Raw genomic sequence first — 25,268 nt, 5'->3', positions numbered from 1 at the left:
TCCTGCGTAACTACAGATCTGTAGTTCGCGGACGTCGGCTCAGCCCTGCTCGGTGATCTCGAAGAGCGAGTCCGGCAGGCCCGTCGCCGAGCGGAACCGGGAGCCGGAGACCGTCACCTGGGTCGGGACGCCGTCCTGGACGCCGTCGAGCCGCAGGCTCACCACCCGCCCGCGGTACGGGACGTCGGCGTCGCCGTCGCCGTCGCGGGTCAGCACCGTGACGCCGGTGAGGTCGCCCACGAGCGGGTAGGCGGCCTCGATCGTGGCTGCGCTGATCGTGCGGGTCCAGCCGCGGTACGGGTTGCCCGTCGCGTCGTCGTAGGGGTCGAGGTGGGCCGGCAGGTAGGCGAAGTCGCCGGCCGAGGCCCAGCCGCCGTTGCTGGCGGAGAACTGGGCGAAGATCGGGGCGCCGTCGCTCGTGAGGATCCGGCCGGGCACCGAGGCGATCGCGGAGTCGGACGCCGGGTGCTCGGCCGACGCGCCGCCGTAGACCTGGCAGGCGGCGGTGTCGCACAGGTCGTACTGCCGCGCCTGCGGGTGCGCGCGCTCGTATACGGCGTAGGTGCGGGCCGCGACGGCCTGCGCCTGCACGGCCGCCCGCCTCCACAGCGCGGGCACCTCCTTCGGCACCACGCCGCGCACGTACGACTCCAGCGCCACCACGTTCACGACGTCGCGGTGGCCCTCGCCGTCGGAGGCCAGCCGGAGCAGTCCGCGGTAGCGCGTCAGGTCGCCGTCGTCCTCCCGCAGCGTCAGGACGCTGTTCGGCGCGGCGAACTGGACCGTGCCGGTGAGCGTCGTCAGCCCGCGCCAGGTGCGGCCGTCGCGGCTGCCCTGGATGCGGGTCTGGCCGGTCGTGCCGAACGGCACCGCCCGCCACCAGGTGGCCTTCGGGTCGGCGCGGTAGAGGCTGCGCGCGGCCTTGCCGACGGAGCCGACGGTCAGCGCGCGCTGGGCCCGCACCGGCAGCCGGTCGGAGCGCAGCGCGGTGAGTCGCACCCGGATCACGCCGGACGCGGTGCCGAGCGTCGTCCCGGGGTAGTAGAAGCGCAGGATCGCCCGGTGGTCGAGGCCCTTGATCGCCGCGCCCTGCGCGCCCCACTGGGACAGGCCGTGGCCGTGGCCGGCACCGCTGCCCCGCACCGTGATGCCGGCGAGCGCCCGGGCCGCGGGCTCGGGGGGCGCGGCCGCCGTCGCGGCGGTCGCGGGGGCAGCCAGGGCGAGGGGCAGCAGGAGCGGCAGCAGGGCCGGAAGACGTCGGATCCGAGACATGCGCGTCAGCATGTCACCGCGATTGCTCGCGTGGCGACCGTCGGTCGGCGCGGATCGGGCTCAGAAGTGGTGCAGGCGGCGCGCGGCCTCGGCGATCGAGCCGCTCATGGAGGGGTAGACGGTGAACGCCTGCGCCAGCTGGTCGGCGGTCAGCGACTCCGCCACCGCCAGGGAGACCGGGTGGATGAGCTCGCTGGCCCGCGGCCCGACGACCACGCCGCCGACGACGATGCCGGTGCCCGGCCGGCAGAAGAGCTTGACGAAGCCGTCGCGCACGCCCTGCATCTTCGCGCGCGGGTTGCCCGAGAGCGGCAGCATGACGACCTCGGCCTGCATGTCGCCGGCGTCGACACTGGCCTGCGACCAGCCGACCGTCGCGATCTCGGGAGAGGTGAAGACGTTGGAGGAGACCTTCTTGAGGTCCAGCGGGTGCACGGTGTCGCCGAGGAAGTGCCACATCGCGATGCGCCCCTGCATGGCCGCGACGCTGGCGAGCATGAGCACGCCGGTGCAGTCGCCGGCGGCATAGACGCCCCGCGCCGACGTGCGCGAGACGCGGTCGACGTTGACGAAGCCGCCGTCCTTGAGGATGACGCCGGCCTCCTCGAGGCCGAGGTCGGCGGTGTTCGGCACCGAGCCCAGCGCCAGGATGCAGTGCGAGCCCTGGACGCTGCGGCCGTCGGTGAGCCGGACGGTGACGACGTCGCCCTCGCGGGTGACCGACTCCATCCGCGACCGGGAGAGCACGGTCATGCCGCGACGGGTCAGCACCTCCTCGAGCACCGCGGAGGCGTCGGCGTCCTCGCCGGGCAGGACGCGGTCGCGGCTGGAGACCAGCGTCACCGGGATGCCGAGCGCGAGGTAGGCGCTGGCGAACTCGGCGCCGGTGACGCCCGAGCCGACGACGATCAGCTCGGTGGGCACCTCGTCGAGGTCGTAGACCTGCTCCCAGGTGAGGATGCGCTCGCCGTCGGGCTGCGCGCTGGGCAGCGTGCGCGGCGCGGCGCCGGTGGCGACGAGCACGGCCTCGGCGTCGAGGACCTCCTCGCCGCCGTCGGGCAGGGACGCGACCACGCGGCCGGGGCCGTCGAGCCGGCCGCGGCCGCGGACGATGCGCACGCCGTCGCGGTCGAGGCGCCGCGAGATGTCGGTGGACTGCTGCGCGGCCAGCGCCTTGACCCGGCGGTTGACCCGCGCCAGGTCGACCCGGATGGTCGTCGCCGCGTCTCCCCCGGCGTCCTGGAACGACACGCCGAGCTCGGCCGCGCCGGCCACCTCGGTCATCAGCTCGGAGGTGGCGATGAGGGTCTTGGACGGCACGCAGTCGGTGAGCACCGCCGAGCCGCCGGGGCCGTCGGCGTCGACGAGGGTGACGTCGGAGCCGAGCTGCCGCGCCACCAGCGCCGCCTCGTAGCCGCCGGGACCGCCGCCGATGATCACCACGCCTGCCATGGCCCCATCCTCCCAAGGCCGGGCGGTCGACGCACATCGGCCCTTCGTCACGCAGGCCTCACGCAGGCCTCACGCGGTCCCTACGCGGGCCGCACGCGGCGCGTGCCGACTCGACGACCGCGCGCCTCACCCGCCCACGCCGGAGCCGGCCAGGCCGAGACGTCTGCAGAGCGACGCCGCCAGCTCCGCCCTCGCCGTGACGCTGGTGTCGACCTCGGCGTCGTAGTCGATGCCCCGGTGCACGGCCTCGGCCTGGTGCGCGGCCATGCCCTCGCCCCGGTCGCCCCGTCGACGCTCGCGCAGGACGGCGACCGTCGCCGGGCAGCGCACTGCGACCCAGACGGTCGGGATGGTGCCCAGCGCCTCACGCCCACGCTCAGCAGGCGTGGTGGAGCCGCCTCGATCAGCGTGTCGACGCCGAGACGCAGCCAGAGTCCGTCGAGCTCCTCCTGAGCGCCCGGGCGAGCGTGGTCTTGCCGGAGCTGGAGCCTCCGTCGAGGACGATCACCCGGGCCGGCACCCTGCTGCGGCGCACGCCGTCCGGCGTCTGGGCGCCCACGCGGCCGTCCGCCTGCTCGTCCATCCGAGGCTCCGGGCTCCGCGACCCCGAGACGACGGCCGCGAGGCCGGACGCCAGCAGCAAGGACCGATCCCGGAGACGACGACGGGGCGCCGCCGGCGCACCGGCGACGCCCCGACGATCGAGCAGGGATCAGAGATTGATCATGTGCCCCGCGATGCCGTGGACGGCCTCCTTGACCGCCTCCGACAGGGTCGGGTGCGCGAAGACGTTGCGGGCGACCTCGTCGGCGGTGAGGTCCCACTGCTGGGCCAGGGTGAGCACCGGCAGCTGCTCGGTGACGTCGGGGCCGATCAGGTGGGCGCCGAGCAGCTCGTTGTGCTCGGCGTCGGCGACGACCTTGACGAACCCGACGGCCTCGCCGAGGCCCTGCGCCTTGCCGTTCGCCGAGAACGGGAAGGTGGCGGTCTTGACGTCGTAGCCCTTCTCCCGGGCCTGCGCCTCGGTGTAGCCGAAGGAGCCGATCTGCGGCTGGCAGTAGGTGGCGCGCGGGATCATGTCGAAGTCGATCGCCATCGTCTCGGCGCCGGCGATGGACTCCGCGGCGACGATGCCCATGGCCTCGGCCACGTGGGCGAGCATCATCTTGCCGGTGACGTCGCCGATGGCCCACACACCAGGCACGTTGGTGCGGCCGAAGTCGTCGATCGCGATCGCGCCGCGCTCGGTGAGCTGCACGCCGGTGGCCTCCAGGCCGTAGCCCTGGGTGCGGGGCGCGAAGCCGAAGGCGGCCATCATCTTGTCGGCCTCGAGCACGGTCTCCTCGCCGCCGGCGGCCGGGGCGACGGTGACGCGCACGCCGGAGCCGGTGTCCTCGACGTTCTTGACCGCGGTGGAGAGCAGGACGTTCACGCCGAGCTTCTTGTAGTGCTTGAGCAGCTCCTTCGACACGTCGGCGTCCTCGGTGGGCACCATGCGGTCGAGGAACTCCACGATCGTGACGTCGACGCCGAAGTTCTTCATGACGTAGGCGAACTCGACGCCGATCGCGCCGGAGCCGCCGATGATGATCGAGCGCGGCAGCTCGGCGTCGAGGATCTGCTCCTCGTAGGTGACGACGTTCCGGCTCACGCTCATGCCGGGCAGCATGCGGACGGTCGCACCGGCGGCGATGATCAGGTCGTCGCAGGTGTAGGACGTGGTCTGGCCGTCCTTGGCGACGTCGACGCCCTGCTTGCCGTCGCGCGCGCCGGTGAGGGTGCCCCAGCCGTCGATCTCGGTGATCTTGTTCTTCTTCATCAGGTAGTGGACGCCCTTGACGATGCCGCCGCTGACCTGGCGGCTGCGGGCGTGCGTGGGCCCGAAGGACATCGTGGCGTCGCCCTCGATGCCGTACTTGGCCTTGTCGTGGGCGAGCAGGTGCGCCAGCTCGGCGTTCTTCAGCAGCGCCTTGGAGGGGATGCAGCCGACGTTGAGGCACACGCCGCCCCAGTACTTCTCCTCCACCACGGCGACGGACTTGCCGAGCTGGGCGGCGCGGATCGCGGCGACGTAACCACCGGGGCCGGCGCCGAGGACGAGGACATCGAAGTGGGTCACGTCCTCAGCCTAGTGCGGCGCGGCGCGCCCGGGGACCGGCCCCCCGGCCCGCCTCCCGACCCGCTCCGCGACCTGCTCCGCGACCTGCTCCGGGGACGGCCCCGGCCAGCGGCTAGCCTTCCGAGGCGTGACGCTCTACGCCGCCTACGGGACCAACCTCGACCCGTCCCGCATGGGCGAGCGCTGCCCCCACTCGCCGCTGCGGACCACCGGCTGGCTCGAGGGCTGGCGGCTGACGTTCGGTGGCGAGGAGCACGGCTGGGACGGCGCGCTCGCGACGCTCGTCCAGGACCCCTTCGAGCACGTCTTCGTGGCGGTCTACGACGTCACGAAGGAGGACGAGGCGAGCCTGGACTCCTGGGAGCAGGCCGACACCGGGCTCTACCGCAAGACCCGGGTGCGGGTCTCGAGCCTCACCGGCGAGCAGGTCGTGTGGGTCTACGTGCTCGACGCCTACGAGGGCGGCCTGCCCTCGGCGTCCTACCTGGGCGTGCTCGCCGACGCCGCCGAGGCCGCGGGCGCCCCCGACGACTACGTGGCGGCGCTGCGCCGCCGTCCGTGCCGCTCGATCGAGCAGTGAGCATCGCGGCGCCGGGACCGCACGCCTCGCCCGGACGGCAAAGCCTGGCGCGCGATCGATCGGTCGGACGCCTCGGCGCCACCGGGCTGTCCTAGGGTGCACACGTGAACACCCACGGCTCCCCGGCCACGATCCCTGCGCCCACGAACACCGACGACGGCGAGGCCGCCGTCCAGGCCCGCGCCGCCGCCGAGCGGCTCGCCGAGCTGACCGGCGTCGAGCGGCACGACGTCGCGCTCGTGCTCGGCTCCGGCTGGCTGCCCGCGGCCGACGCCCTCGGCGAGGTCACCGCCGAGATCGCCACCACCGACCTCCCGGGCTTCCTCCCGGCGGCGGTCGCCGGCCACGCCGGCCGCATCCGCTCGGTGCGGTCGGGCGAGCGGCAGCTGCTGGTGTTCCTCTCCCGCACCCACCACTACGAGGGCCGCGGCGTGCAGGCGGTCGTGCACCCGGTGCGCACCGCCGCGGCGGCCGGCGTCTCGACGATCGTGCTCACCAACGGCTGCGGCGGCCTGGAGCCCTCCTGGACGCCGGGCACGCCGGTGCTGATCAGCGATCACATCAACCTCACGGGCACCAGCCCGCTCGTCGGCGCGCACTTCGTCGATCTCACCGACCTCTACTCCAGCCGGCTTCGCGAGATCTGCCGCGAGGTCGACCCGACGCTCGACGAGGGCGTCTACGTGCAGTTCCCCGGCCCCCACTACGAGACGCCGGCCGAGGTGCGCATGGCCGGGCTGCTCGGCGGGCACCTCGTCGGCATGAGCACCACCCTGGAGGCGATCGCCGCCCGCGCCGCCGGCCTGGAGGTGCTCGGCATCAGCCTGGTCACCAACCTGGCCGCCGGCATCTCCGACGCGCCGCTCGACCACGCCGAGGTGCTCGAGGCCGGACGCGCGGCCGCCAGCCGGATGGGCGACCTGCTCGCCCGGATCGTCCCCCGGATCTGAGGGCCGCCGTCATGACCGATCTCGGGAACACCGGTGCGGGCGACCTCGAGCCCGCCTCCCCCGCACCGCTGCCGAGCGCCGAGCGCGCCCTGGGCACCGGCCCCGCCCGCGAGACCCGGCTGCGGCTGATCGAGGCCGCCACGCGTGCCTTCGCCGACCAGGGCGTGCGCAAGGCCTCGCTGCTCGACATCACCCGGCAGGCCGGCCAGCGCAACCGCGGCGCCGTGCACTACCACTTCGGCTCCCGGGCGGGCCTGCTCGTCGCGGTGCTCGACCAGCACGTCGACTTCCTCGGCGTGCGCGAGGGGCAGCTGCTCGAGGTGGCGCACGAGCGGCCCGCGGACGACCTCGCCTCGGCGATCGAGGCCATCGTCCGGCCCACCACCGAGCTCGCCGCCACCGGCTGGGCCGGGCGGTGCTTCCTGGTGATCGTCGCCGAGCTGATCGCCGAGGAGCAGACCTCGGTGCTGCCGGGCGTCGACGAGACGCTCGCGCGCTCCGGCGGCGTCGGGGTCTTCGAGCTGATCCGGGCGCGGATGCCCGCGATGAGCGAGGAGATGCGCGACGAGCGGCTCGCGCTGATGACCGCCTTCATCCTCCGCGCCGTGGCCGATCGCGCGCGGGCCCTCGACGCCCGGGCCGACGTCCCCGCCGACGCCGAGGCCACCGAGGCCACCGAGGCCACCGAGGCCACCGAGGCCACCGAGGCCACCGAGGCGACCGAACCCCGCCGGGAGCGCCGGCCCCAGCTCGGAGACGACCACTTCGTCGCCAACCTGGTGGCGATGGCCGACGCCATGCTGCGGGCTCCGCTGCCCGGCTGAGCCGCGCTGCCGCCCTCGGCGGGCCGGGCCCTCCTCGCGGGTGGGCACCGGTCGCGGCCGACCGGGTTGGCTGGGGGCATGAGCATCCCGCAGCGCACCCTGGGGACGACGTCCCCGCTCACCGTCTCCGCCCTCGGCCTCGGCTGCATGGGCATGTCGGAGTTCTACGGCGCCCCCGACGAGGAGAGCGGCCTGGCGACGATCCACCGCGCCCTCGACCTCGGCGTCACCTTCCTCGACACCGCCGACATGTACGGCCCCTTCACCAACGAGCGGCTGGTCGGCCGCGCCATCGCCGGCCGCCGCGACGAGGTGCAGCTGGCCACCAAGTTCGGCAACCAGCGGGCCGAGGACGGCGCCCGCCTGGGCATCAACGGCAGCCCCGAGTACGTCCGCTCCGCCTGCGACGCCTCGCTGCAGCGCCTCGGCGTCGACCACATCGACCTCTACTACCAGCACCGCGTCGACCAGAGCGTCCCGATCGAGGAGACCGTCGGCGCGATGGCCGAGCTCGTGCAGGCCGGCAAGGTGCGGCACCTGGGCCTCTCGGAGGCCTCGGCCGCGACCATCCGCCGGGCCCACGCGGTGCACCCGATCACCGCCCTGCAGACCGAGTACTCGCTGTTCACCCGCGACCTGGAGGAGCAGATCCTGCCGACGATCCGCGAGCTCGGCATCGGCCTGGTGCCCTACTCGCCGCTGGGTCGCGGCATCCTCACCGGACGGCTGACCGCCGACTCGCTCGGCGAGGGCGACTCGCGCGCGAGCGCGTACTTCCCGCGGCTCAACGGCGAGGCCCTGGAGGCGAACCTGCGCCTGGTCGACCGCGTCCGGCTGATCGCCGACGAGAAGGGCTGCACGCCGGGCCAGCTCGCGCTCGCCTGGGTGCTGGCGCAGGGCGAGGACGTCGCGCCGATCCCCGGCACCAAGCGCGTCACCTACCTGGAGGAGAACCTCGGGGCGCTGGACGTCCGGCTCTCCGACGCCGACCTGCGGGCGCTGCGCGAGGCCGTGCCGGCCGAGGAGGTCGTCGGCGACCGGTACGGCGACCTCAGCCACATCGACGCCTGACCGACGCCTGACCGACGGGCCGCGGGCGCGGGTGACTAGGTTGCGGGGCATGGACCTCGACGACCTGCTCGCCCGCGCCCGCGCCTGGGCGGCCGACGATCCCGACCCCGCCACCCGGGCGGAGCTCGAGGCGCTGCTGGAGCAGGTCGCGGCCGGTGGCGACGACGCGGCCGCCGATCTCGCCGACCGCTTCGCCGGCACCCTGGAGTTCGGCACCGCCGGGCTGCGCGGAGCGCTCGGCGCCGGGCCGAACCGGATGAACCGGGTGGTCGTCGGTCGGGCCGCCGCCGGCCTGGCCGCCTACCTGCGCGCGCAGGTGGCGCCCACCGGCCGGCCGCGCATCGTCGTCGGCTACGACGCGCGTCATCGCTCGCTGGACTTCGCGCACGACTCGGTCGCGATCTTCGCCGGCGCCGGCTTCGAGGCCTGTCTGCTCCCCCGGGCGCTGCCGACGCCGGTGCTGGCGTTCGCGATCCGCGAGCTCGACGCCGTGGCCGGCGTGATGGTCACCGCGAGCCACAACCCGCCGCAGGACAACGGCTACAAGGTCTACCTCGGCGACGGCAGCCAGATCGTCCCGCCGGCCGACGCCGACATCGCCGCGCGGATCGCCGGGATCGCCGCGGCCGGTCCCGTCGCCGACCTGCCGCGCGGCACCGGCACGGTGCTCGGCGAGGAGGTCGTCGACCGCTACCTCGACGCCGTCGCCGCCCTGGTCGACGACGGGCCGCGCGACCTGCGGGTCGTCTACACGCCCCTGCACGGCGTCGGCGCCGAGCCGGTGCTGCAGGTGCTCGAGCAGGCCGGCTTCGGGACGCCCGACGTGGTGGCCGAGCAGGAGCGCCCCGATCCCGACTTCCCGACCGTCGCGTTCCCGAACCCCGAGGAGCCCGGCGCGCTCGACCTCGCGCTCGCGCTCGCGGCCCGCACCGACGCCGACGTCGTGATCGCCAACGACCCCGACGCCGACCGCTGCGCGGCCGCGATCCCGACGCCCGCCGGCTGGCGGATGCTGCGCGGCGACGAGGTGGGCGCGCTGCTGGCCGACCACCTCCTGCGCCGCGGCGCGAGCGGCGCCCTGGCCACCAGCATCGTGTCGTCCTCGCTGCTGGGCCGGATCGCCGAGGACGCCGGGCTCCCCCACGTCGAGACGCTCACCGGCTTCAAGTGGATCGGCCGCGTGCCCGATCTCTCGTTCGGCTACGAGGAGGCGCTCGGCTACTGCTGCGACCCCGCCCGGGTGCGCGACAAGGACGGCGTCTCAGCGGCGCTGCTGCTGTGCGAGCTCGCCGCCGCGCTGAAGGCCGAGGGACGCACCCTGCTCGACCGGCTCGACGAGATCGCGGTGCGCCACGGCCTGCACGCCACCGACCAGGTGAGCGTGCGGGTGGCCGACCTGGGCCTCATCGCCGAGGCGATGACGCGGCTGCGGGCCGCGCCGCCGACGTCGCTCGGCGGCCTCGCCGTCGAGCGGATGGAGGACCTCGCCGACGGCGTCGACGGCCTGCCGCCCACCGACGGCCTGCGCCTGCGGCTCGCCGACGGCGCGCGGGTGATCGTCCGGCCCAGCGGCACCGAGCCGAAGCTCAAGGCGTACCTGGAGGTCGTCGTGCCCGTCGAGCAGGAGGCCGCCGCGAGCGACGTCGCCGAGGCGGTCGGCGCGGCCCGCATCTCCGCCGCCACCCGGCTCGACGCCCTCGCCGGCGACGTCCGGCTGGCCCTGGGGCTGGACGCGTGAGCGGCGTGCGCGAGGGCGTCGCCACCGACGCCGACCTGACCCGCCTGCGGGAGGCGATCGCGCTCTCCGCGAGCGCCGTCGCGCACGGCAACCACCCGTTCGGCGCGCTGCTGGTCGACGCGGGCGGCGAGGTCGTCGCCCGGGCGGAGAACACCGTCGTCACCGGGCGCGACGTCACGGGGCATGCCGAGACCAACCTGGTGCGGATGCTCGGCGACCGCTCCCCCGCCGAGCTGGCCGGCTGCACGCTGGTGACCAGCTGCGAGCCCTGCGCGATGTGCTCGGGCGCGATCTACTGGGCCGGCGTCGGCCGGGTGGTCTTCGGGCTGGCGGAGTCGGCGCTGGTCGACCTCACCGGGGACGACCCCGAGAACCCCACGCTGCGGCTGCCGTGCCGCGAGGTGCTCGGCGCCGGACAGCGCGACGTCGAGGTCGTCGGCCCCCTGCTCGAGGACGAGGCGATCGTCCCGCACCGCGGCTTCTGGCGCGCCTGAGACGTCACCGCAGCCCAGTGACCCGGTGACCCGGTGACCCGGTGACCCGGTGACCCGGTGACCTGGTCAGAGCGCGGTGAGCACGACCGCCGCGAGCGCGCTGCCGAGCAGGACGACGATCTCCGGCCACGCCCAGCGCCGCGCCGGGGTGTCCGGCGGCTCGGGGACGGTGCGCCACAGCCGCGCGTCCGCGCTGGCGCGCACCAGCCGGTCGACGACCATGTCGGCGATGTCGACGCCGCGCACCCGCGCGATCGCCGCGGCGTCGGTGCCCTCCGGGGCCCCGGTCAGCTCGCCCTGGCCGGCCCGGACCGCGCGGACCAGGCGTCGGCGCGAGCGGCCGATCGAGGCCGAGAGGTAGGTGCGGCCCCCGCAGGGCAGCACCAGCACCTGCCGCACCGAGGGCGTGCCCAGGCCCGCCAGCGGCAGCTCGACGGTCGAGACCATCCCGCGCACGACGGCCCGCTCGGGCCGGGTCGCCGGGGTCAGGCCGACGCGCGGGCGCAGCAGCGCGCACCACGAGAGCGCCGCGACGAGCACCGCCCAGGCGAGGGCGGCCGGGCCGGCGGTCGGCGTCCAGTCGAGCACCGCGAGCACCGCGATCCCGGCCGCGAGCGCCAGACCGAGGAACCCGCCCACGAGGCCGGAGGTCGTCGGGAGCCACTCGACCGTGGTCGCAGCCGGGGGTCGCTCGCCGTTCATGGGCTCCACCTTAGGTGGCCCTATGCTGGCGGCCATGGCAGCCCGTCCCACCCTCGACCTGCCGGATCCGGGCGACGTCACCACCCTCGACGCCGCCGCATCTGACACCCCGCCCGCCCCGCCCGCCCCACCCGAGCAACTCGCGCCGTCCCGCTCCGACGCCGAGCTCCGCGCCTGGCTCCACGGCCTCCCCGGCGTCGACCAGGTCGGCGCCGAGCGCCGCGCGGCGATGCTCGGCACCCGCTCGATCAAGACCACCGCCAAGGCGTACGCGCTCGACCTCGCGATCTCGATGGTCGACCTCACCACGCTGGAGGGCCAGGACACCCCCGGCAAGGTGCGCGCGCTGGCCGCGAAGGCCCAGCGGCCCGACCCGACCGACCGCTCCTGCCCGCGCACCGCGGCCGTCTGCGTCTACGGCGACCTCGTCGGCGTGGCCCGCGAGGCCGTCGGCGACAGCGGCGTCCAGGTCGCCGCCGTGGCCACCGCCTTCCCGAGCGGACGCGCCTCCCTCGAGGTCAAGCTCGCCGACACCCGCGACGCCGTCGCGGCCGGCGCCGACGAGATCGACATGGTCATCGACCGCGGCGCGTTCCTCACCGGCCGCTACGGCCTGGTGCACGAGCAGATCATGGCGGTGAAGGACGCCTGCCGGCGTCCCGACGGCACCTCCGCGCACCTCAAGGTGATCCTCGAGACCGGCGAGCTCGCCACCCTCGACGCCGTCCGGCGCGCGAGCGTGCTGGCCATCGACGCCGGCGCCGACTTCATCAAGACCTCCACCGGCAAGGTGCAGCCCGCCGCGACCCTGCCGGTCACGCTGGTCATGCTGCAGGCGGTGCGCGACCACCGCGAGCGCACGGGCGTCATGGTCGGCGTGAAGCCCGCCGGCGGCATCCGCACCAGCAAGGACGCCCTCAAGCACCTCGTCATGGTCCACGAGGTGGCCGGACCCGACTGGCTGGACCCCGCGTGGTTCCGCTTCGGCGCCTCCACCCTCCTCAACGACCTGCTGATGCAGCGGATGCGCCTGCGCACCGGCCGCTACACCGGCTCCGACGACGTCACCCTGGACTGACGGGACCCCCATGACCTCCACCGCTCACCCGGCCCACCAGGCCCACGCGACCGGCTCCGCCGGTCCGGCGACCCCCTTCGCGGAGTCGCCGTTCGCCTACGCGCCCGCCCCGGAGTCGACCGCCGTCGTCGACCTGCGCGACTCCTACGGCCTCTTCGTCGACGGCACCTTCGTCGCGGGCACCGGCACGCCGTTCACCACGATCAACCCGGCCACCGAGGAGCCGCTGGCGCAGGTCGCCGAGGCGTCGGACGCCGACGTCGACGCCGCCGTCCGCGCCGCCCGCCGCGCCTTCGAGCAGGTGTGGGGCCCGATGCCGGGCAGCGAGCGCGCCAAGTACCTCTTCCGGATCGCCCGGATCATCCAGGAGCGCAGCCGCGAGCTGGCGGTGCTCGAGACGCTCGACAACGGCAAGCCGATCCGGGAGTCCCGCGACGTCGACGTGCCGACGGTCGCCGCGCACTTCTTCTACTACGCCGGCTGGGCCGACAAGCTGGAGCACGGCGGCCACGGCACCACGCCGCTGGGCGTGGCCGCCCAGGTGATCCCGTGGAACTTCCCGCTGCTGATGCTGGCCTGGAAGATCGCTCCCGCGCTCGCCTGCGGCAACACGGTCGTGCTCAAGCCGGCCGAGACGACGCCGCTCACCGCGCTGCTCTTCGCCGAGATCTGCCAGCAGGCCGACCTCCCGCCGGGCGTCGTCAACATCGTCACCGGCGCCGGCGCCACCGGTCGGGCGCTCGTCGAGCACCCGGGCGTCGACAAGGTCGCCTTCACCGGCTCCACCGAGGTGGGCCGGGGCATCGCCCGCGCGGTGGCGGGCACGTCCAAGCGGGTCACCCTCGAGCTCGGCGGCAAGGCCGCCAACATCGTGTTCGACGACGCGCCGATCGACCAGGCGGTCGAGGGGATCGTCGACGGCATCTTCTTCAACCAGGGCCACGTCTGCTGCGCGGGCTCGCGGCTGCTCGTCCAGGAGACGATCGCCGAGGAGGTGCTCGACCGGCTCAAGCGCCGCATGGAGACGCTGCGCGTCGGCGACCCGCTCGACAAGAACACCGACCTCGGCGCGATCAACTCCGCCGCCCAGCTGGCCCGCATCCGCGAGCTCAGCGAGGTCGGCGACGCCGAGGGCGCCGAGCGCTGGTCGCCCGCGTGCGAGCTGCCCGAGCGGGGCTTCTGGTTCGCCCCCACGCTGTTCACCGGCGTCACGCAGGCCCACCGGATCGCCCGCGAGGAGATCTTCGGCCCCGTGCTCTCGGTGCTCACCTTCCGCACGCCCGCCGAGGCGATCGAGAAGGCCAACAACACCCCCTACGGCCTGTCGGCCGGAGTGTGGAGCGAGAAGGGCTCGCGCATCCTCGAGGTCGCCGAGCGCCTGCGCGCCGGCGTCGTCTGGGCCAACACCTTCAACCGGTTCGACCCCACCAGCCCGTTCGGCGGCTACCAGGAGTCCGGGTACGGCCGCGAGGGCGGACGTCACGGCCTGGCCGCCTACCTGCAGGGAGGCCACGCGTGAGCGAGCAGACCACCCGGATCGACGTCCGCAAGACCTACAAGCTCTACGTCGGCGGCGCCTTCCCGCGCTCGGAGTCGGCGCGCAGCTACGAGGTGCACGGGGCCGACGGCGGGTTCCTCGCCAACGCCTCGCTGGCCTCGCGCAAGGACGCCCGCGACGCCGTCGTGGCCGCGCGCAAGGCGTTCGGCGGCTGGTCGACCCGCACCGCCTACAACCGCGGACAGGTCGTCTACCGCATCGCCGAGGTGCTCGAGGGGCGGCGCGCCCAGTTCGAGGCCGAGCTGCGCCAGGCGCAGGGCGTCGACGCCGCGCAGGCGGCCGCCTCGGTCGACGCCGCCGTCGACCGGCTCGTCTGGTACGCCGGATGGGCCGACAAGCTCGCGCAGGTGGTGGGCAACGCGAACCCCGTCGCCGGCCCGTACTTCAACGTCTCGGTGCCCGAGCCGACCGGCGTCGTCGCCGCGATCGCGCCCACGGACCCGCTGCTCGGCCTGGTCAGCGTGGTGGCGCCGCTCATCGTCACCGGCAACGCCTGCGTCGTGGTCGCGAGCGAGGAGCACCCGCTGCCGGCGATCACGCTCGGCGAGGTCATGGCCACCTCCGACCTGCCCGGCGGCGTGGTCAACGTGCTCACCGGACGCCGGGCCGAGCTCGGCCCGCCGCTGGCCTCGCACCTCGACGTCGACGGCCTCGACCTCGCCGGCGTGTCCGACCCCGCGCTCGCCACCGAGCTCGAGGTGCTGGCCGCCGAGAACCTGAAGCGGGTCCGCCGCCCGGCCCCGGCCGAGCGTCCCGAGGACCTCCTGGCCGAGCCGCCGCTCGAGCGGATGACCACGTTCGTCGAGACCAAGACGGTCTGGCACCCGCGCGGCCTGTGACGGCGCGCGTCGTCGTCGTCGCCGGGCCGTCCGGGTCGGGCAAGTCCCGGCTGGCGGCCCGGCTCGGGCTGCCGGTGCTGCGGCTCGACGACTTCTACAAGGACGGCTCCGACCCGACGCTCCCCCGCATCGTCGAGGGGCCCAACGCCGGCATCGCCGACTGGGACCACCCCGACTCCTGGCTGCGCGAGGACGCGCTGGCGGCCCTGCGGGACCTGTGCGCCCACGGCGCGGCCGACGTGCCGGTCTACGAGATCGCGCAGGACGGCCGGTGCGGCTGGCACCGGCTCGACCTGCACGGCGGCGCGCTGGTGGTCGCCGAGGGCATCTTCGCCCAGGAGGTCGTCGCGCCGCTGCGGGACGAGGGCCTGCTCGCCCTCGCGGTGTGCGTGCGGCGCCCGGCGTCCGTGACGTTCTGGCTGCGCCTGGCGCGCGACCTGCGCGAGCGACGCAAGCCGCCGCTCGTGCTGGTGCGCCGGGGCCTGGCGCTGGCCCGGGCGCAGCGCAGCGTCGTCGCCGAGGCCGCGGCCGCGGGCTGCACGCCGATGTCGCCGGCGCAGGCGCTCAGCGCGGTGCGAGCGCTGCGTACCCCGGCTTGACCACCTGCTCGATGATCGCCAGCCGCTCGTCGAAGGGCAGGAACGCCGACTTCATCGCGTTGACGGTGAACCACCGCAGGTCGTCGAGGCCGTAGCCGAACGCCTCCACCAGCGACCACATCTCGTCGGTCATCGAGGTGCGGCTCATCAGCCGGTTGTCGGTGTTGACCGTCACCCGGAACCGCAGCCGCGTCAGCAGGCCGATGGGGTGCTCGGCGATCGACGCGGCCGCGCCCGTCTGCACGTTGGACGCCGGGCACAGCTCGAGCGGGATGCGCTGGTCGCGGACGTAGGCGGCCAGTCGCCCCAGGCGCACCGTGCCGTCGTCGTCGACCTCGATGTCGTCGACGATGCGCACGCCGTGGCCGAGCCGGTCGGCCCCGCACCACTGCAGCGCCTGCCAGATCGACGGCAGCCCGAACGCCTCGCCGGCGTGGATGGTGAAGTGGGCGTTCTCGCGCTGGAGGTACTCGAAGGCGTCGAGGTGGCGGGTGGGCGGGTAGCCGGCCTCGGCGCCGGCGATGTCGAACCCGGCCACGCCGCGGTCGCGCCAGGCCACGGCCAGCTCGGCGATCTCCCGCGAGCGGGCCTGGTGCCGCATGGCGGTGAGCAGCTGCCGGACGACGATCGGCTGCCCGTCGGGGGTCCGCGCCTGCGCCATGCCCTCGGCGAAGCCCTGCGCGACCGCCTCGATGACCTCGTCGAGGCTCAGCCCCTGCTCGACGTGCTGCTCGGGCGCGTAGCGCACCTCGGCGTAGACGACGCCGTCGGCGGCGAGGTCCTCGACGCACTCGCGCGCGACCCGGGTGATCGCCTCGGCGCTCTGCATGACGCCCACGGTGTGCTGGAAGGTCTCCAGGTAGCGCTCGAGCGAGCCGGAGTCGGCGGCCTCGGCGAACCACGTGGCGAGCTCGGCCTCGGTGCCCGCCGGGAGCGCGTGGCCGGCCCGGGCCGCGAGCTCGAGCACCGTGCCCGGACGCAGCCCGCCGTCGAGGTGATCGTGGAGCAGGACCTTCGGGGCTCGGGCGACGTCGTCACGTGTAGGTTCCACTCGCCCATCCAAGCACCCGCCTCGCCCCGGCGAGCCGGCGAGCACCAGGAGACCCGATGCGCACCTTCACCACCTTCGACGAGCTGGCCGCCGCGGCGAACTCCGAGATCGGCACCACCGACTGGATCGAGATCACCCAGGAGCGGGTCGACACCTTCGCCGAGGCCACCGGCGACCACCAGTGGATCCACGTCGACGTCGAGCGCGCGGCGTCCGGCCCGTTCGGCGGCACGATCGCCCACGGTTACCTGACCCTCTCGCTGGTGCCCTACCTCGGCAGCCTGGTCTTCGGCCTCGACACCCCCGGCGCCAAGCTCAACTACGGCGTCAACAAGGTGCGGTTCCCGAACCCCGTGCGCGTGGGCAAGCGGGTGCGCGGCGTCGTCGCCTTCGGCGACCTCACCGACCTGCCGGCCGGCAAGCAGCTGATCATCCGCTACACCGTCGAGATCGAGGACGAGGCCAAGCCGGCCTGCGTCGCCGAGACGGTCGTGCTGCTGCTGGAGGGCTGAGCGCCGGCCGCCGCTCAGGCGATCCGGTCGATCACCAGCGGCGTGAGCGCCGGGCGGCTGCCCTCGGGCACGACGTCGTAGCCGCCCTCGAGCGAGGCCAGCGCCCGCTCGAAGCGCGCGGGCTCGTCGGTGTGCAGGGTCAGCAGCGGCTGCCCGGCGGCGACGACGTCGCCCGGCCGCGCGTGCCACTCGACGCCGGCGCCGGCCTGCACGGCGTCCTCCTTGCGGGCCCGGCCCGCGCCCAGCCGCCACGCCGCGAGGCCGACGGCCATCGCGTCGAGGCGGGCCAGGACGCCGTCGGCCGGCGCGAGCACCACGTGCTGCTCGCGCGCGACGGGCAGGGGCGCGTCGACGTCGCCGCCCTGGGCGACGATCATCCGCCGCCAGGCGTCCATCGCGGAGCCGTCGGCGAGCCGGTCGGCGGGGTCGACCCCGTCGACGCCCGCGGCCGCGAGCATCTCGCGCGCGAGCGCCAGGGTCAGCTCGACGACGTCGGCCGGGCCGCCGCCGGCGAGCACCTCGAGCGACTCGCGCACCTCGAGCGCGTTGCCGGCGGTGAGGCCGAGCGGGGTGGACATGTCGGTGAGCAGCGCGACGGTGCGCACCCCCGCGTCGGTGCCCAGCGCCACCATCGTCTCGGCGAGCTCGCGCGCCGAGGCCTCGTCCTTCATGAACGCGCCCGTGCCGACCTTCACGTCGAGCACCAGCGCGCCGGTGCCCTCGGCGATCTTCTTGCTCATGATCGAGGAGGCGATCAGCGGGATGGCCTCGACGGTGCCGGTGACGTCGCGCAGCGCGTAGAGGCGCTTGTCGGCGGGGGCCAGCCCGTCCCCCGCGGCGCAGATGACGGCGCCCACGTCGTCGAGCTGCGCCAGCATCTCGGCGTTGCTCAGGGCCGCGCGCCAGCCGGGGATCGACTCCAGCTTGTCGAGCGTGCCGCCGGTGTGGCCAAGGCCCCGGCCGGAGAGCTGCGGCACGGCCACGCCGCACGCGGCGACCAGCGGCGCGAGCGGCAGCGTGATCTTGTCGCCGACGCCGCCGGTGGAGTGCTTGTCGGCGGTCGGTCGCGACAGCCCGGAGAAGTCCATCCGCTCTCCTGACGCGATCATCGCGGCGGTCCAGCGGGCGATCTCGCGGCGGTCCATGCCGTTGAGCAGGATCGCCATGGTCAGCGCCGACATCTGCTCGTCGGCGACCTCACCGCGGGTGTAGGCGTCGACCATCCAGTCGATCTGGCTGTCGGAGAGCGGGTGGCCGTCGCGCTTGGCGACGATGACCTCGACGGCGTCGTGGAGCGGCATGCCCCGCACCCTATGCGGGCGTCCCGCGGCGTCGACCGGGCCCCGAGGCCGCCACGGGCACCCGGCGGTGACCCCGCAGCACGAACGTGCCCCGCGACTCCGGCTCCCCGGCCAGGTGCAGGTCGGGCAGTCGGGTCAGCAGCACGTCGAGCGTCTCGCGGAGCTCCATCCGGGCCAGCGGCGCGCCGAGGCAGAAGTGCACGCCGACGCCGAAGGACAGGTGCGGGTTCGGGTGCCGCGCCGGATCGAGCCGATCGGGCCGCGCGAAGACGGCGGGATCCCGGTTGGCGGCGCCCAGCAGCAGCGCGACCCGCTGCCCGGGCTCGACCGGCACGCCCCCGACGTCGGCGGGCACCAGCGCCTCCCGTTCGAAGAGCTGCAGCGGGGCGTCGTGCCGCAGCAGCTCCTCCACGCATCGCGCGGTCGCGTCCGCACCGCCCGGCAGCCGGGCGACGCCGTCCTGACGCAGCCAGGCCACCATGCCGTTGCCGAGCGCGTTGACCGACGCCTCGTGCCCGGCGTTGAGCAGCAGGACGACGGAGGCGACCACCTCGTCGTCGTCGAGACCGACCTCGGCGAGGTGGCTGAGCAGGTCGTCGCGCGGCGCGGCCCGGCGGTGCGCGAGCAGGTCGCGCAGGAAGTCGGCGAACTCCACGGACGCCCGGGCGGCGGCCTCCGCGACCGGCAGCGGCGGCGAGGGCTCGTACATCGCGACGATCGCCTGCGACCACGCGCGCAGCGCGTCGACGTGCGTCTCGGGGACGCCGATCAGCGCCGCGATCACCAGCACGGGGAGCGGCTCGGCAAGGTCGCCGACGAGATCGAGGCCCGTCGGGTCGACCTCGTCGAGGAGGGCCGCGGCCAGGGCCCGCACGCGGGGACGCAGCCGCTCGACGTGGCCGCGCGCGAACGCGGCCGCGACCGGACGACGCAGCCGGGTGTGGGTCGGCGGCTCGTGCTCGAGCATCTGGTGGCGGTGGAGCAGGTTGAACGGCTCGAGCAGGTCGGCGGGCTCGCGGTCGCGCCACACCCGCCCCAGCCGCCGATCGCGCTGGGCGGCGGCTACCGCCGCATGACCGAGCACCAGCAGGCGTCCGCTCGGCTCGTGCCGGACGACGGGGCCGAGCGCGCGCAGGCGCGCCAGCGTCGGGTACGGGTCGGCGGCGAGCGCCGGCGCGTCGAGGTCAGTCGAGGTCGTCGGCGCCGAAGGCATCCGGCAGCACCTCGGTCATGGTCCGCACGCCGCGGGGCGTCAGCACCTCGAGCCCGGGGCCGCCGTTCTCCCACAGCAGCTGCCGGCAGCGTCCGCAGGGCATGACCAGGTGCGGCTCGGCGTCCTGCGGTCCTCCGACGCAGACGAAGCGCACCAGCCGGCCCCCGCCGCCCAGGTGCAGCGCGCCGACGAGGCCGCACTCGGCGCACAGGGTGACGCCGTAGGCGGCGTTCTCGACGTTGCAGCCGGCCACGACGCGGCCGTCGTCGACCAGCGCGGCCGCGCCGACGCCGAAGCGCGAGTACGGCGCGTAGGCCCGCTCGCGCGCCGCCACCGCCTCCCGGGCCAGGTCGCGCCAGTCCTCGGGCAGCTCCTCGATCGCGGACACGTGCGGCCTCCCCCTCGCGTCCCGGGCCGCGCGCGACGCCGGGGTCGGCGCCGCCCACCGGCGCCTCGGACGGCCAGCCTCGCCCACCGCGCCCGCTCGGACAACCGGCGTCGTCGGCGTCGCCGGTCTCGCCGCGGTCGCCGGGGCCACGGCGGGCTCAGGTGACGACTCGATAACCCTTCGGCACGACGGGCCTCGCGACCCTCCACCCCTCCGAGGGTTTCGACTACGGTGCGAGCCGTCCCCGCAGGTGCGGGGCGGGACCCCCGGAGGATCACGTGAACAAGATGAGGAAGGCCGTCGTGAGCGGCATCGCCCTGCTCGCCACCTCGACCGCCCTGGCGGCCTGTGGCGACGCTCCCGACAGCACCACCAACGCCGGCGGCTCGGCCACCCCGGCCCAGAGCGACTTCAAGCCCTGCATCGTCTCCGACGCCGGCGGCTTCGACGACAAGTCGTTCAACCAGCTCTCCTACGAGGGCGTCCAGGACGCCGCGAAGGAGCTCGGCGTCGAGGCGAAGGCCGTCGAGTCGAACAGCGAGAACGACTACGCGCCGAACCTCGAGAGCCTCGTCGGCGAGGGCTGCAAGGCCATCGTGACGGTCGGCTTCGCCCTCGCCTCGGCCACCAAGGAGTCGGCCAAGGCCAACCCCGACCTCGAGTACATCCTCATCGACGACGCCGCCGACGGCGGCGACGACGGCAAGACCTTCGACGGCAAGCCCGACGTCGCGAACATCAAGCCGCTCCTCTACGACACCGCGCAGGCCGCCTTCCTGGCCGGCTACGCGGCCGCGAGCTACACCAAGACCGGCGTCGTCGGCACCTACGGCGGCCAGCCGTTCCCGACCGTCACGATCTTCATGGACGGCTTCAAGCAGGGCGTCGAGTACTACAACGAGAAGAAGAGCAAGAGCGTCAAGGTCGTCGGCTGGGACGGCAAGGAGGGCTCCTTCACCGGAGGCTTCGACGCCAACCAGGCCGCCACCAACACCGCCGCGCAGCTCATCGACCAGGACGCCGACGTGATCCTGCCGGTCGGCGGCCCGATCTACCAGGGCGCGCTCACCGCGATCGCCGACTCCGGCAAGGACGTCGCGCTCGTCGGCGTCGACGCCGACTTCTACGAGACCGACCCGAAGACCCGTCCGGTGGTCCTGACCTCGATCCTGAAGAACATGGACGTCTCCACCAAGGAGGCCATCCTGGCGGCCGGCGAGGGCAAGCTCGACTACACCCCGTACGTCGGCACCCTGGAGAACGGCGGCGTCGGCATCGCGCCGTTCCACGACTTCGCCTCCAAGGTCTCCCCCGACCTGCAGGGCGAGCTCGACACGATCAAGGCCGGCATCATCGACGGCTCGATCCCGGTGAAGTCCTACCTCAAGCAGTGACCTCGCGGCCGTCCGTCCGGGCGGACCGCCGCCGTGCGGCGGGGGGTGGGGATCGGTCGATCCCCGCCCTCCGCCGTCGTCCTTCGCACACCTAGGATCGCCTCCATGCAGCTGGCCCTGCGCGACATCACCAAGCGCTTCGGCGCCCTCGTGGCCAACGACCACATCTCCCTCACCGTCGAACCGGGCGAGATCCACTGCCTGCTCGGCGAGAACGGCGCCGGCAAGTCGACGCTGATGAACGTCCTCTACGGCCTCTACCAGGCCGACGAGGGCCAGATCCTGCTCGACGGCGAGCCGCGGCACTTCTCCGGTCCCGGCGACGCGATGGCCGCCGGCATCGGCATGGTGCACCAGCACTTCATGCTGATCCCGGTCTTCACCGTCGCCGAGAACGTCATGCTCGGCCACGAGGCGACCCGCCTCGGCGGCACGCTCGACCTCGACGCCGCCCGCGCCCGGGTCCGCGAGATCTCCGACCGCTTCGGGTTCCACCTCGACCCCGACGCGCGGGTCGAGGACCTCCCCGTCGGCGTCCAGCAGCGCGTCGAGATCGTCAAGGCGCTCTCCCGGGACGCCGAGGTGCTCGTCTTCGACGAGCCGACGGCGGTGCTCACCCCGCAGGAGACCGACGAGCTGATGGCGATCATGCGCCAGCTGCGCGACGCCGGCACCGCGATCGTCTTCATCACCCACAAGCTCCGCGAGGTGCGCGAGGTCGCCGACCGCATCACCGTCATCCGGCTCGGCAAGGTCGTCGGCGAGGCCGAGCCGACCGCCAGCAACGCCGAGCTGGCCGCGCTGATGGTCGGCCGGGCCGTCGAGCTCACCGTGGCCAAGCAGCCGGCGCGCACCGGCGACGACGCGCTGGTCGTCAGCGGCCTGACGGTCACCGACGCCGGCGGGCAGGTGCACCTCGACGACGTCGACTTCACGATCCGCGCCGGCGAGGTGCTCGCGGTCGCCGGCGTGCAGGGCAACGGCCAGACCGAGCTCACCGAGGCGCTCGTCGGCCTGCAGCAGCACGTGCGCGGCTCGATCCGGCTCGACGGCCACGAGCTCGTCGGCCGCTCGGTGCGCGACGTCCTCGACTCCGGCGTCGGGTTCATCCCCGAGGACCGCCAGATCGACGGGCTCGTCGGGGCCTTCTCGATCGCCGAGAACCTCATGCTCGACCGCAGCACCGACGCGCCGTTCGTGCGTCGCGGCGCCGTGCAGCGCGACGCCCTGGAGGCGTTCGCGCGCGACCGTCTGACGGAGTACGACGTCCGCGCGCCGGGCATCCACACGCCGGTCGCGAACCTCTCCGGCGGCAACCAGCAGAAGGTCGTCGTCGCCCGCGAGCTCTCCCGCGACCTGCGCCTGCTGGTCGCGGCGCAGCCGACCCGCGGCGTCGACGTCGGCTCGATCGAGTTCATCCACAAGCAGCTCATCGCCACGCGCGACGCCGGCATCCCGGTGCTCGTCGTCTCCACCGAGCTCGACGAGGTCGTGGCCCTGGCCGACCGGATCATGGTGCTGTACCGCGGGCGCGTGGTCGGCATCGTCCCGGCCGACACCCCCCGAGACGTCCTCGGGCTCATGATGACCGGCGAGCGACCCTCAGGAGTCAGCGCATGACCCTCACCCCGCAGGCCTCCCCCGCGCCGGAGCAGGAGGAGGCGCCGCGCACGCCCGCCGACGGCCAGTGGCACCACGTGATGCGCACGGTCACCAGCGGCAACGCGCTGGTCGGCGTCCTCGCCGTCGTCCTCGCCGTGCTGGTCGGCTCGATCCTGATCCTGGCCACCGACGCACAGGTGCGCGAGACCGCGGGCTTCCTCACCGCACGGCCCGGCGACTTCCTCGCGGCCTCCCGCGACGCCATCGGCGGCGCGTACGGCGCGCTCTTCCGCGGCTCGATCTACAACACCCGCGCCGCCGACTTCCAGACCGGCATCCGGCCGCTCACCGAGACGCTGAAGTTCGCCGGCCCGCTGATCGCCGCCGGGCTCGGCGTCGGCCTGGCCTTCCGCACCGGCATGTTCAACATCGGCGGACGCGGCCAGATGCTGCTCGCCGGCGGCGCCGCCGGCTGGGTCGGCATCAACCTGGACGCCCCGCGCCTCGTCCAGCTGCCGGTCGCCGTGCTGGCGGGCATGCTCGCGGCCGCCCTGTGGGCCGGCCTCGCGGGCGTGCTCAAGGCCCGCACCGGGGCGCACGAGGTGATCGTCACGATCATGCTCAACTACGTCGCGTTCTACCTGCTCTTCTACGCCCTCTCGAGCCAGTCGATCCTCCAGGCGCCCGGCACGGTCAACCCCAAGTCGCTGCCGATGGACCAGAACGCCGTCCTGCCGAAGGTGCTCGGCGACCGGTTCAACCTGCACGCCGGCTTCCTGCTCGCGCTGGTCGCGGTCGCGGCGGTGTGGTGGCTGCTCAACCGCTCGGCGCTCGGCTACCGCTTCCGCGCGGTCGGCGAGAACCCGCACGCCGCGCGCACGGCCGGCATCGACGTCGGCCGCACCTACGTCGTCGCGATGCTGATCGCCGGCGGCCTCGTCGGCCTCGCCGGGGTCAACCAGGTGCTGGGCACGGTGCCGTCCGGCGTCTCCACCGACCTCGACGCCGGCATCGGCTTCGACGCCATCACCGTCGCCCTGCTCGGCCGGTCGAACCCGCTCGGCATCCTCGGGGCGGGCCTGCTGTTCGGGGCGTTCAAGGCCGGCGGCTTCGCGATGCAGGCCTCGGAGGGCATCCCCGTCGACATCGTGCTGGTGATCCAGTCGCTGATCGTCCTGTTCATCGCCGCGCCGCCGCTGGTGCGGGCCCTCTTCCGGCTGCCGACCCAGGAGGCGAAGTGAGCCAGACCGTGACGCCCGCGTCCGTCCCCGAGGCGGCCGAGCCCGTCCGCATCGCGGTCGTGAGCGCGAAGACCACCGTGGTGCTCGCCGTGCTCACCCTCGCGCTGGCCGCGGCGGTCGGCCTGGCCGCCCAGAGCGGCGACACCTCGTTCCGCCTGGCCGTCCCGACCGACGTCGTCCGCCTGCCCACCGTCTCGGTGCCCAGCACCGCGACGGCCTGGATCGTCGTCGTCCTGATGGCGGTGGCGACGGCGGAGTCGCTGCGCCGCTACCTGGCCCGCCGTCCCACCCCGCTGTGGCTGGTCGCGCTGTTCGCGGTCGTGGGCCTGGTCGGCTTCCTGGCCTGGGCGGCCGCGGGCGGCACGATCCCGGTCATCGGGCTGCTCGCCGGCTCCCTGCTGCTGGCCGTCCCCCTCGTGTTCGGCGCCCTCGGCGGCGTGCTCGGCGAGCGGGTCGGCGTCGTGAACATCGCGATCGACGGCCAGCTGCTGCTCGGCGCCTTCGCCGCGGCCGTGGTGGCCTCGCTCACCGGCTCGGCCTGGGTCGGCGTCGTCGCCGCGATGGCCGCCGGTGCGCTGGTCGCGCTGGTCCTCGGCGTGTTCGCGATCCGCTACTTCGTCGACCAGGTGATCGTCGGCGTGGTGCTCAACGTGCTCATCGTCGGCGTCACGAGCTTCCTGTTCTCCCAGGTGCTCACCGAGAACACCGAGTCGCTCAACACCCCGCCGCGGCTGTCCGCGGTGGCGGTGCCGCTGCTCGGCGACATCCCGGTCGTCGGCCCGATCCTGTTCCGCCAGTCGCCGCTGGTGTACCTGCTCTACATGACGGTCGCGGTCGTCACCTACGCGCTGTACCGCACCAAGTGGGGCCTGCGCGTGCGGGCCGTCGGCGAGCACCCGAAGGCGGCCGACACCGTCGGCATCGACGTCATCCGCACCCGCTTCACCACCATCCTGATCGCCGGCGCGGTGGCCGGCGCGGGCGGCGCGTTCTACACGCTCGTCTCGGTGCCGGCGTTCAACCGCGAGATGACCGGCGGGGCCGGCTACATCGCGCTGGCCGCGGTGATCTTCGGCAAGTGGGACCCGATCCGCTCGACGCTGGCCGCGCTGCTCTTCGGGTTCGCCTCGAACCTGCAGGGCGTGCTGTCGGTGCTCGGCTCGCCCGTGCCGAGCCAGTTCATGCTGATGCTGCCCTACGTCGTCACGATCTTCGCCGTGGCGGGCCTGGTCGGCCGCTCGCGTCCGCCGGCCGCGGCCGGACTCCCCTACCGCAAGGGCTGACGCCGCG

Annotated in this window: 25 protein-coding genes; 15 read left to right on the top strand and 10 right to left on the bottom strand. The window is 74.2% G+C overall.

Annotated features, from left to right (window positions below):
• Nucleotides 1-39 precede the first annotated feature (39 nt).
• The 5 genes from K8Z61_RS02105 to lpdA all read right to left on the bottom strand — a co-directional run bounded on the left by K8Z61_RS02105 (nt 40) and on the right by lpdA (nt 4,843).
• Nucleotides 40-1,272 (bottom strand): SpoIID/LytB domain-containing protein, encoded by a 1,233-nt coding sequence (locus K8Z61_RS02105; RefSeq protein ID WP_224126412.1) that lies wholly within the window; start codon nt 1,270-1,272, stop codon nt 40-42.
• A gap of 60 nt (nt 1,273-1,332) precedes the next feature.
• On the bottom strand, nt 1,333-2,724 hold the full coding sequence (locus tag K8Z61_RS02100) for an NAD(P)H-quinone dehydrogenase (protein ID WP_224126411.1): 1,392 nt from the start codon (nt 2,722-2,724) through the stop codon (nt 1,333-1,335).
• 126 nt (nt 2,725-2,850) lie between these two features.
• Nucleotides 2,851-3,054, bottom strand: a complete 204-nt coding sequence (locus tag K8Z61_RS02095) for a phosphotransferase-like protein (protein ID WP_308116731.1) — start codon at nt 3,052-3,054, stop codon at nt 2,851-2,853.
• A 73-nt stretch (nt 3,055-3,127) separates the two neighbouring features.
• Entirely contained in the window at nt 3,128-3,307 is a 180-nt protein-coding gene (locus tag K8Z61_RS02090) for a chloramphenicol phosphotransferase CPT family protein (protein ID WP_224126410.1), read from the bottom strand.
• 129 nt (nt 3,308-3,436) lie between these two features.
• Nucleotides 3,437-4,843, bottom strand: a complete 1,407-nt coding sequence (gene lpdA / locus K8Z61_RS02085; RefSeq protein WP_224126409.1) for a dihydrolipoyl dehydrogenase — start codon at nt 4,841-4,843, stop codon at nt 3,437-3,439.
• Nucleotides 4,844-4,970: 127 nt separating this feature from the next.
• Between lpdA and K8Z61_RS02080 the strand changes: the two genes are divergently transcribed.
• The 6 genes from K8Z61_RS02080 to K8Z61_RS02055 all read left to right on the top strand — a co-directional run bounded on the left by K8Z61_RS02080 (nt 4,971) and on the right by K8Z61_RS02055 (nt 10,500).
• A complete protein-coding gene (locus K8Z61_RS02080) occupies nt 4,971-5,423 on the top strand; it encodes a gamma-glutamylcyclotransferase family protein (protein ID WP_224126408.1) in 453 nt (150 codons plus the stop codon).
• Between the two features lie 131 nt (nt 5,424-5,554).
• Nucleotides 5,555-6,373 (top strand): purine-nucleoside phosphorylase, encoded by an 819-nt coding sequence (locus K8Z61_RS02075; protein WP_224127575.1) that lies wholly within the window; start codon nt 5,555-5,557, stop codon nt 6,371-6,373.
• Nucleotides 6,374-6,384: 11 nt separating this feature from the next.
• Nucleotides 6,385-7,197: a TetR/AcrR family transcriptional regulator gene (locus K8Z61_RS02070; RefSeq protein ID WP_224126407.1), complete on the top strand. Its 813-nt coding sequence runs from the start codon at nt 6,385-6,387 to the stop codon at nt 7,195-7,197.
• Between the two features lie 78 nt (nt 7,198-7,275).
• Nucleotides 7,276-8,268 carry an aldo/keto reductase gene (locus K8Z61_RS02065; RefSeq protein ID WP_224126406.1) on the top strand — a complete coding sequence of 331 codons (993 nt, stop codon included), beginning with the start codon at nt 7,276-7,278 and terminating at the stop codon, nt 8,266-8,268.
• Nucleotides 8,269-8,317: 49 nt separating this feature from the next.
• Nucleotides 8,318-10,006 (top strand): phospho-sugar mutase, encoded by a 1,689-nt coding sequence (locus tag K8Z61_RS02060; protein WP_224126405.1) that lies wholly within the window; start codon nt 8,318-8,320, stop codon nt 10,004-10,006.
• Nucleotides 10,003-10,500 (top strand): nucleoside deaminase, encoded by a 498-nt coding sequence (locus K8Z61_RS02055; protein ID WP_224126404.1) that lies wholly within the window; start codon nt 10,003-10,005, stop codon nt 10,498-10,500. Before K8Z61_RS02060 ends, K8Z61_RS02055 begins: the two co-directional genes overlap by 4 nt.
• Nucleotides 10,501-10,566: 66 nt before the next feature.
• On the opposite strand, the gene K8Z61_RS02050 is transcribed toward K8Z61_RS02055, so the two are convergent.
• Nucleotides 10,567-11,202 carry a hypothetical protein gene (locus K8Z61_RS02050; RefSeq protein WP_224126403.1) on the bottom strand — a complete coding sequence of 212 codons (636 nt, stop codon included), beginning with the start codon at nt 11,200-11,202 and terminating at the stop codon, nt 10,567-10,569.
• Nucleotides 11,203-11,236: 34 nt separating this feature from the next.
• Here K8Z61_RS02050 and deoC point away from each other — a divergent pair, with 34 nt between their 5' ends.
• Genes deoC through K8Z61_RS02030 form a run of 4 tightly spaced genes read left to right on the top strand, consistent with a single transcriptional unit; the run spans nt 11,237 to nt 15,276 of the window.
• Nucleotides 11,237-12,280 (top strand): deoxyribose-phosphate aldolase, encoded by a 1,044-nt coding sequence (gene deoC / locus K8Z61_RS02045; RefSeq protein ID WP_224126402.1) that lies wholly within the window; start codon nt 11,237-11,239, stop codon nt 12,278-12,280.
• 10 nt (nt 12,281-12,290) lie between these two features.
• Nucleotides 12,291-13,799 (top strand): aldehyde dehydrogenase family protein, encoded by a 1,509-nt coding sequence (locus tag K8Z61_RS02040; RefSeq protein WP_224126401.1) that lies wholly within the window; start codon nt 12,291-12,293, stop codon nt 13,797-13,799.
• Nucleotides 13,796-14,677 carry an aldehyde dehydrogenase family protein gene (locus K8Z61_RS02035; protein WP_224126400.1) on the top strand — a complete coding sequence of 294 codons (882 nt, stop codon included), beginning with the start codon at nt 13,796-13,798 and terminating at the stop codon, nt 14,675-14,677. Before K8Z61_RS02040 ends, K8Z61_RS02035 begins: the two co-directional genes overlap by 4 nt.
• Entirely contained in the window at nt 14,674-15,276 is a 603-nt protein-coding gene (locus K8Z61_RS02030) for a uridine kinase (RefSeq protein ID WP_224126399.1), read from the top strand. The genes K8Z61_RS02035 and K8Z61_RS02030 overlap by 4 nt, the downstream gene beginning before the upstream one ends.
• Here K8Z61_RS02030 and K8Z61_RS02025 read toward each other — a convergent pair.
• Nucleotides 15,242-16,327: an adenosine deaminase gene (locus K8Z61_RS02025; RefSeq protein ID WP_224126398.1), complete on the bottom strand. Its 1,086-nt coding sequence runs from the start codon at nt 16,325-16,327 to the stop codon at nt 15,242-15,244. The two genes, K8Z61_RS02030 and K8Z61_RS02025, sit on opposite strands and share 35 nt — an antisense overlap.
• A gap of 56 nt (nt 16,328-16,383) precedes the next feature.
• Between K8Z61_RS02025 and K8Z61_RS02020 the strand changes: the two genes are divergently transcribed.
• A complete protein-coding gene (locus K8Z61_RS02020; protein WP_224126397.1) occupies nt 16,384-16,839 on the top strand; it encodes a MaoC family dehydratase in 456 nt (151 codons plus the stop codon).
• Nucleotides 16,840-16,853: 14 nt separating this feature from the next.
• Here the strand turns inward: K8Z61_RS02020 and K8Z61_RS02015 are convergent, their stop codons facing one another.
• From K8Z61_RS02015 to K8Z61_RS02005, 3 genes are read right to left on the bottom strand one after another with little or no spacing between them, the layout of a single operon-like run.
• The gene (locus K8Z61_RS02015; protein ID WP_224126396.1) at nt 16,854-18,140 is read right to left on the bottom strand and encodes a thymidine phosphorylase; all 1,287 of its coding nucleotides are present in this window, start codon (nt 18,138-18,140) and stop codon (nt 16,854-16,856) included.
• A 10-nt stretch (nt 18,141-18,150) separates the two neighbouring features.
• Nucleotides 18,151-19,353, bottom strand: coding sequence for a cytochrome P450 (locus tag K8Z61_RS02010; RefSeq protein ID WP_224126395.1), 1,203 nt, complete (start codon nt 19,351-19,353; stop codon nt 18,151-18,153).
• Complete coding sequence (locus K8Z61_RS02005; RefSeq protein ID WP_224127573.1) at nt 19,325-19,723, bottom strand: cytidine deaminase; 399 nt, start codon at nt 19,721-19,723, stop codon at nt 19,325-19,327. The genes K8Z61_RS02010 and K8Z61_RS02005 overlap by 29 nt, the downstream gene beginning before the upstream one ends.
• A 320-nt stretch (nt 19,724-20,043) precedes the next feature.
• Between K8Z61_RS02005 and K8Z61_RS02000 the strand changes: the two genes are divergently transcribed.
• From K8Z61_RS02000 to K8Z61_RS01985, 4 genes are all read left to right on the top strand, one after another.
• The gene (locus tag K8Z61_RS02000; RefSeq protein ID WP_224126394.1) at nt 20,044-21,135 is read left to right on the top strand and encodes a BMP family protein; all 1,092 of its coding nucleotides are present in this window, start codon (nt 20,044-20,046) and stop codon (nt 21,133-21,135) included.
• A gap of 105 nt (nt 21,136-21,240) precedes the next feature.
• On the top strand, nt 21,241-22,755 hold the full coding sequence (locus tag K8Z61_RS01995; RefSeq protein ID WP_224126393.1) for an ABC transporter ATP-binding protein: 1,515 nt from the start codon (nt 21,241-21,243) through the stop codon (nt 22,753-22,755).
• Nucleotides 22,752-23,978 (top strand): ABC transporter permease, encoded by a 1,227-nt coding sequence (locus tag K8Z61_RS01990; protein ID WP_224126392.1) that lies wholly within the window; start codon nt 22,752-22,754, stop codon nt 23,976-23,978. The genes K8Z61_RS01995 and K8Z61_RS01990 overlap by 4 nt, the downstream gene beginning before the upstream one ends.
• Nucleotides 23,975-25,261, top strand: a complete 1,287-nt coding sequence (locus K8Z61_RS01985) for an ABC transporter permease (RefSeq protein ID WP_224126391.1) — start codon at nt 23,975-23,977, stop codon at nt 25,259-25,261. Before K8Z61_RS01990 ends, K8Z61_RS01985 begins: the two co-directional genes overlap by 4 nt.
• The last annotated feature ends 7 nt before the right edge of the window (nt 25,262-25,268 follow it).

Source organism: Nocardioides sp. TRM66260-LWL (genome assembly GCF_020075545.1).
Classification (GTDB): domain Bacteria; phylum Actinomycetota; class Actinomycetes; order Propionibacteriales; family Nocardioidaceae; genus Nocardioides.
The sequence above is the reverse complement of the archived record's forward strand: the minus strand, read 5'-3'. Positions and strand labels throughout refer to the sequence as shown.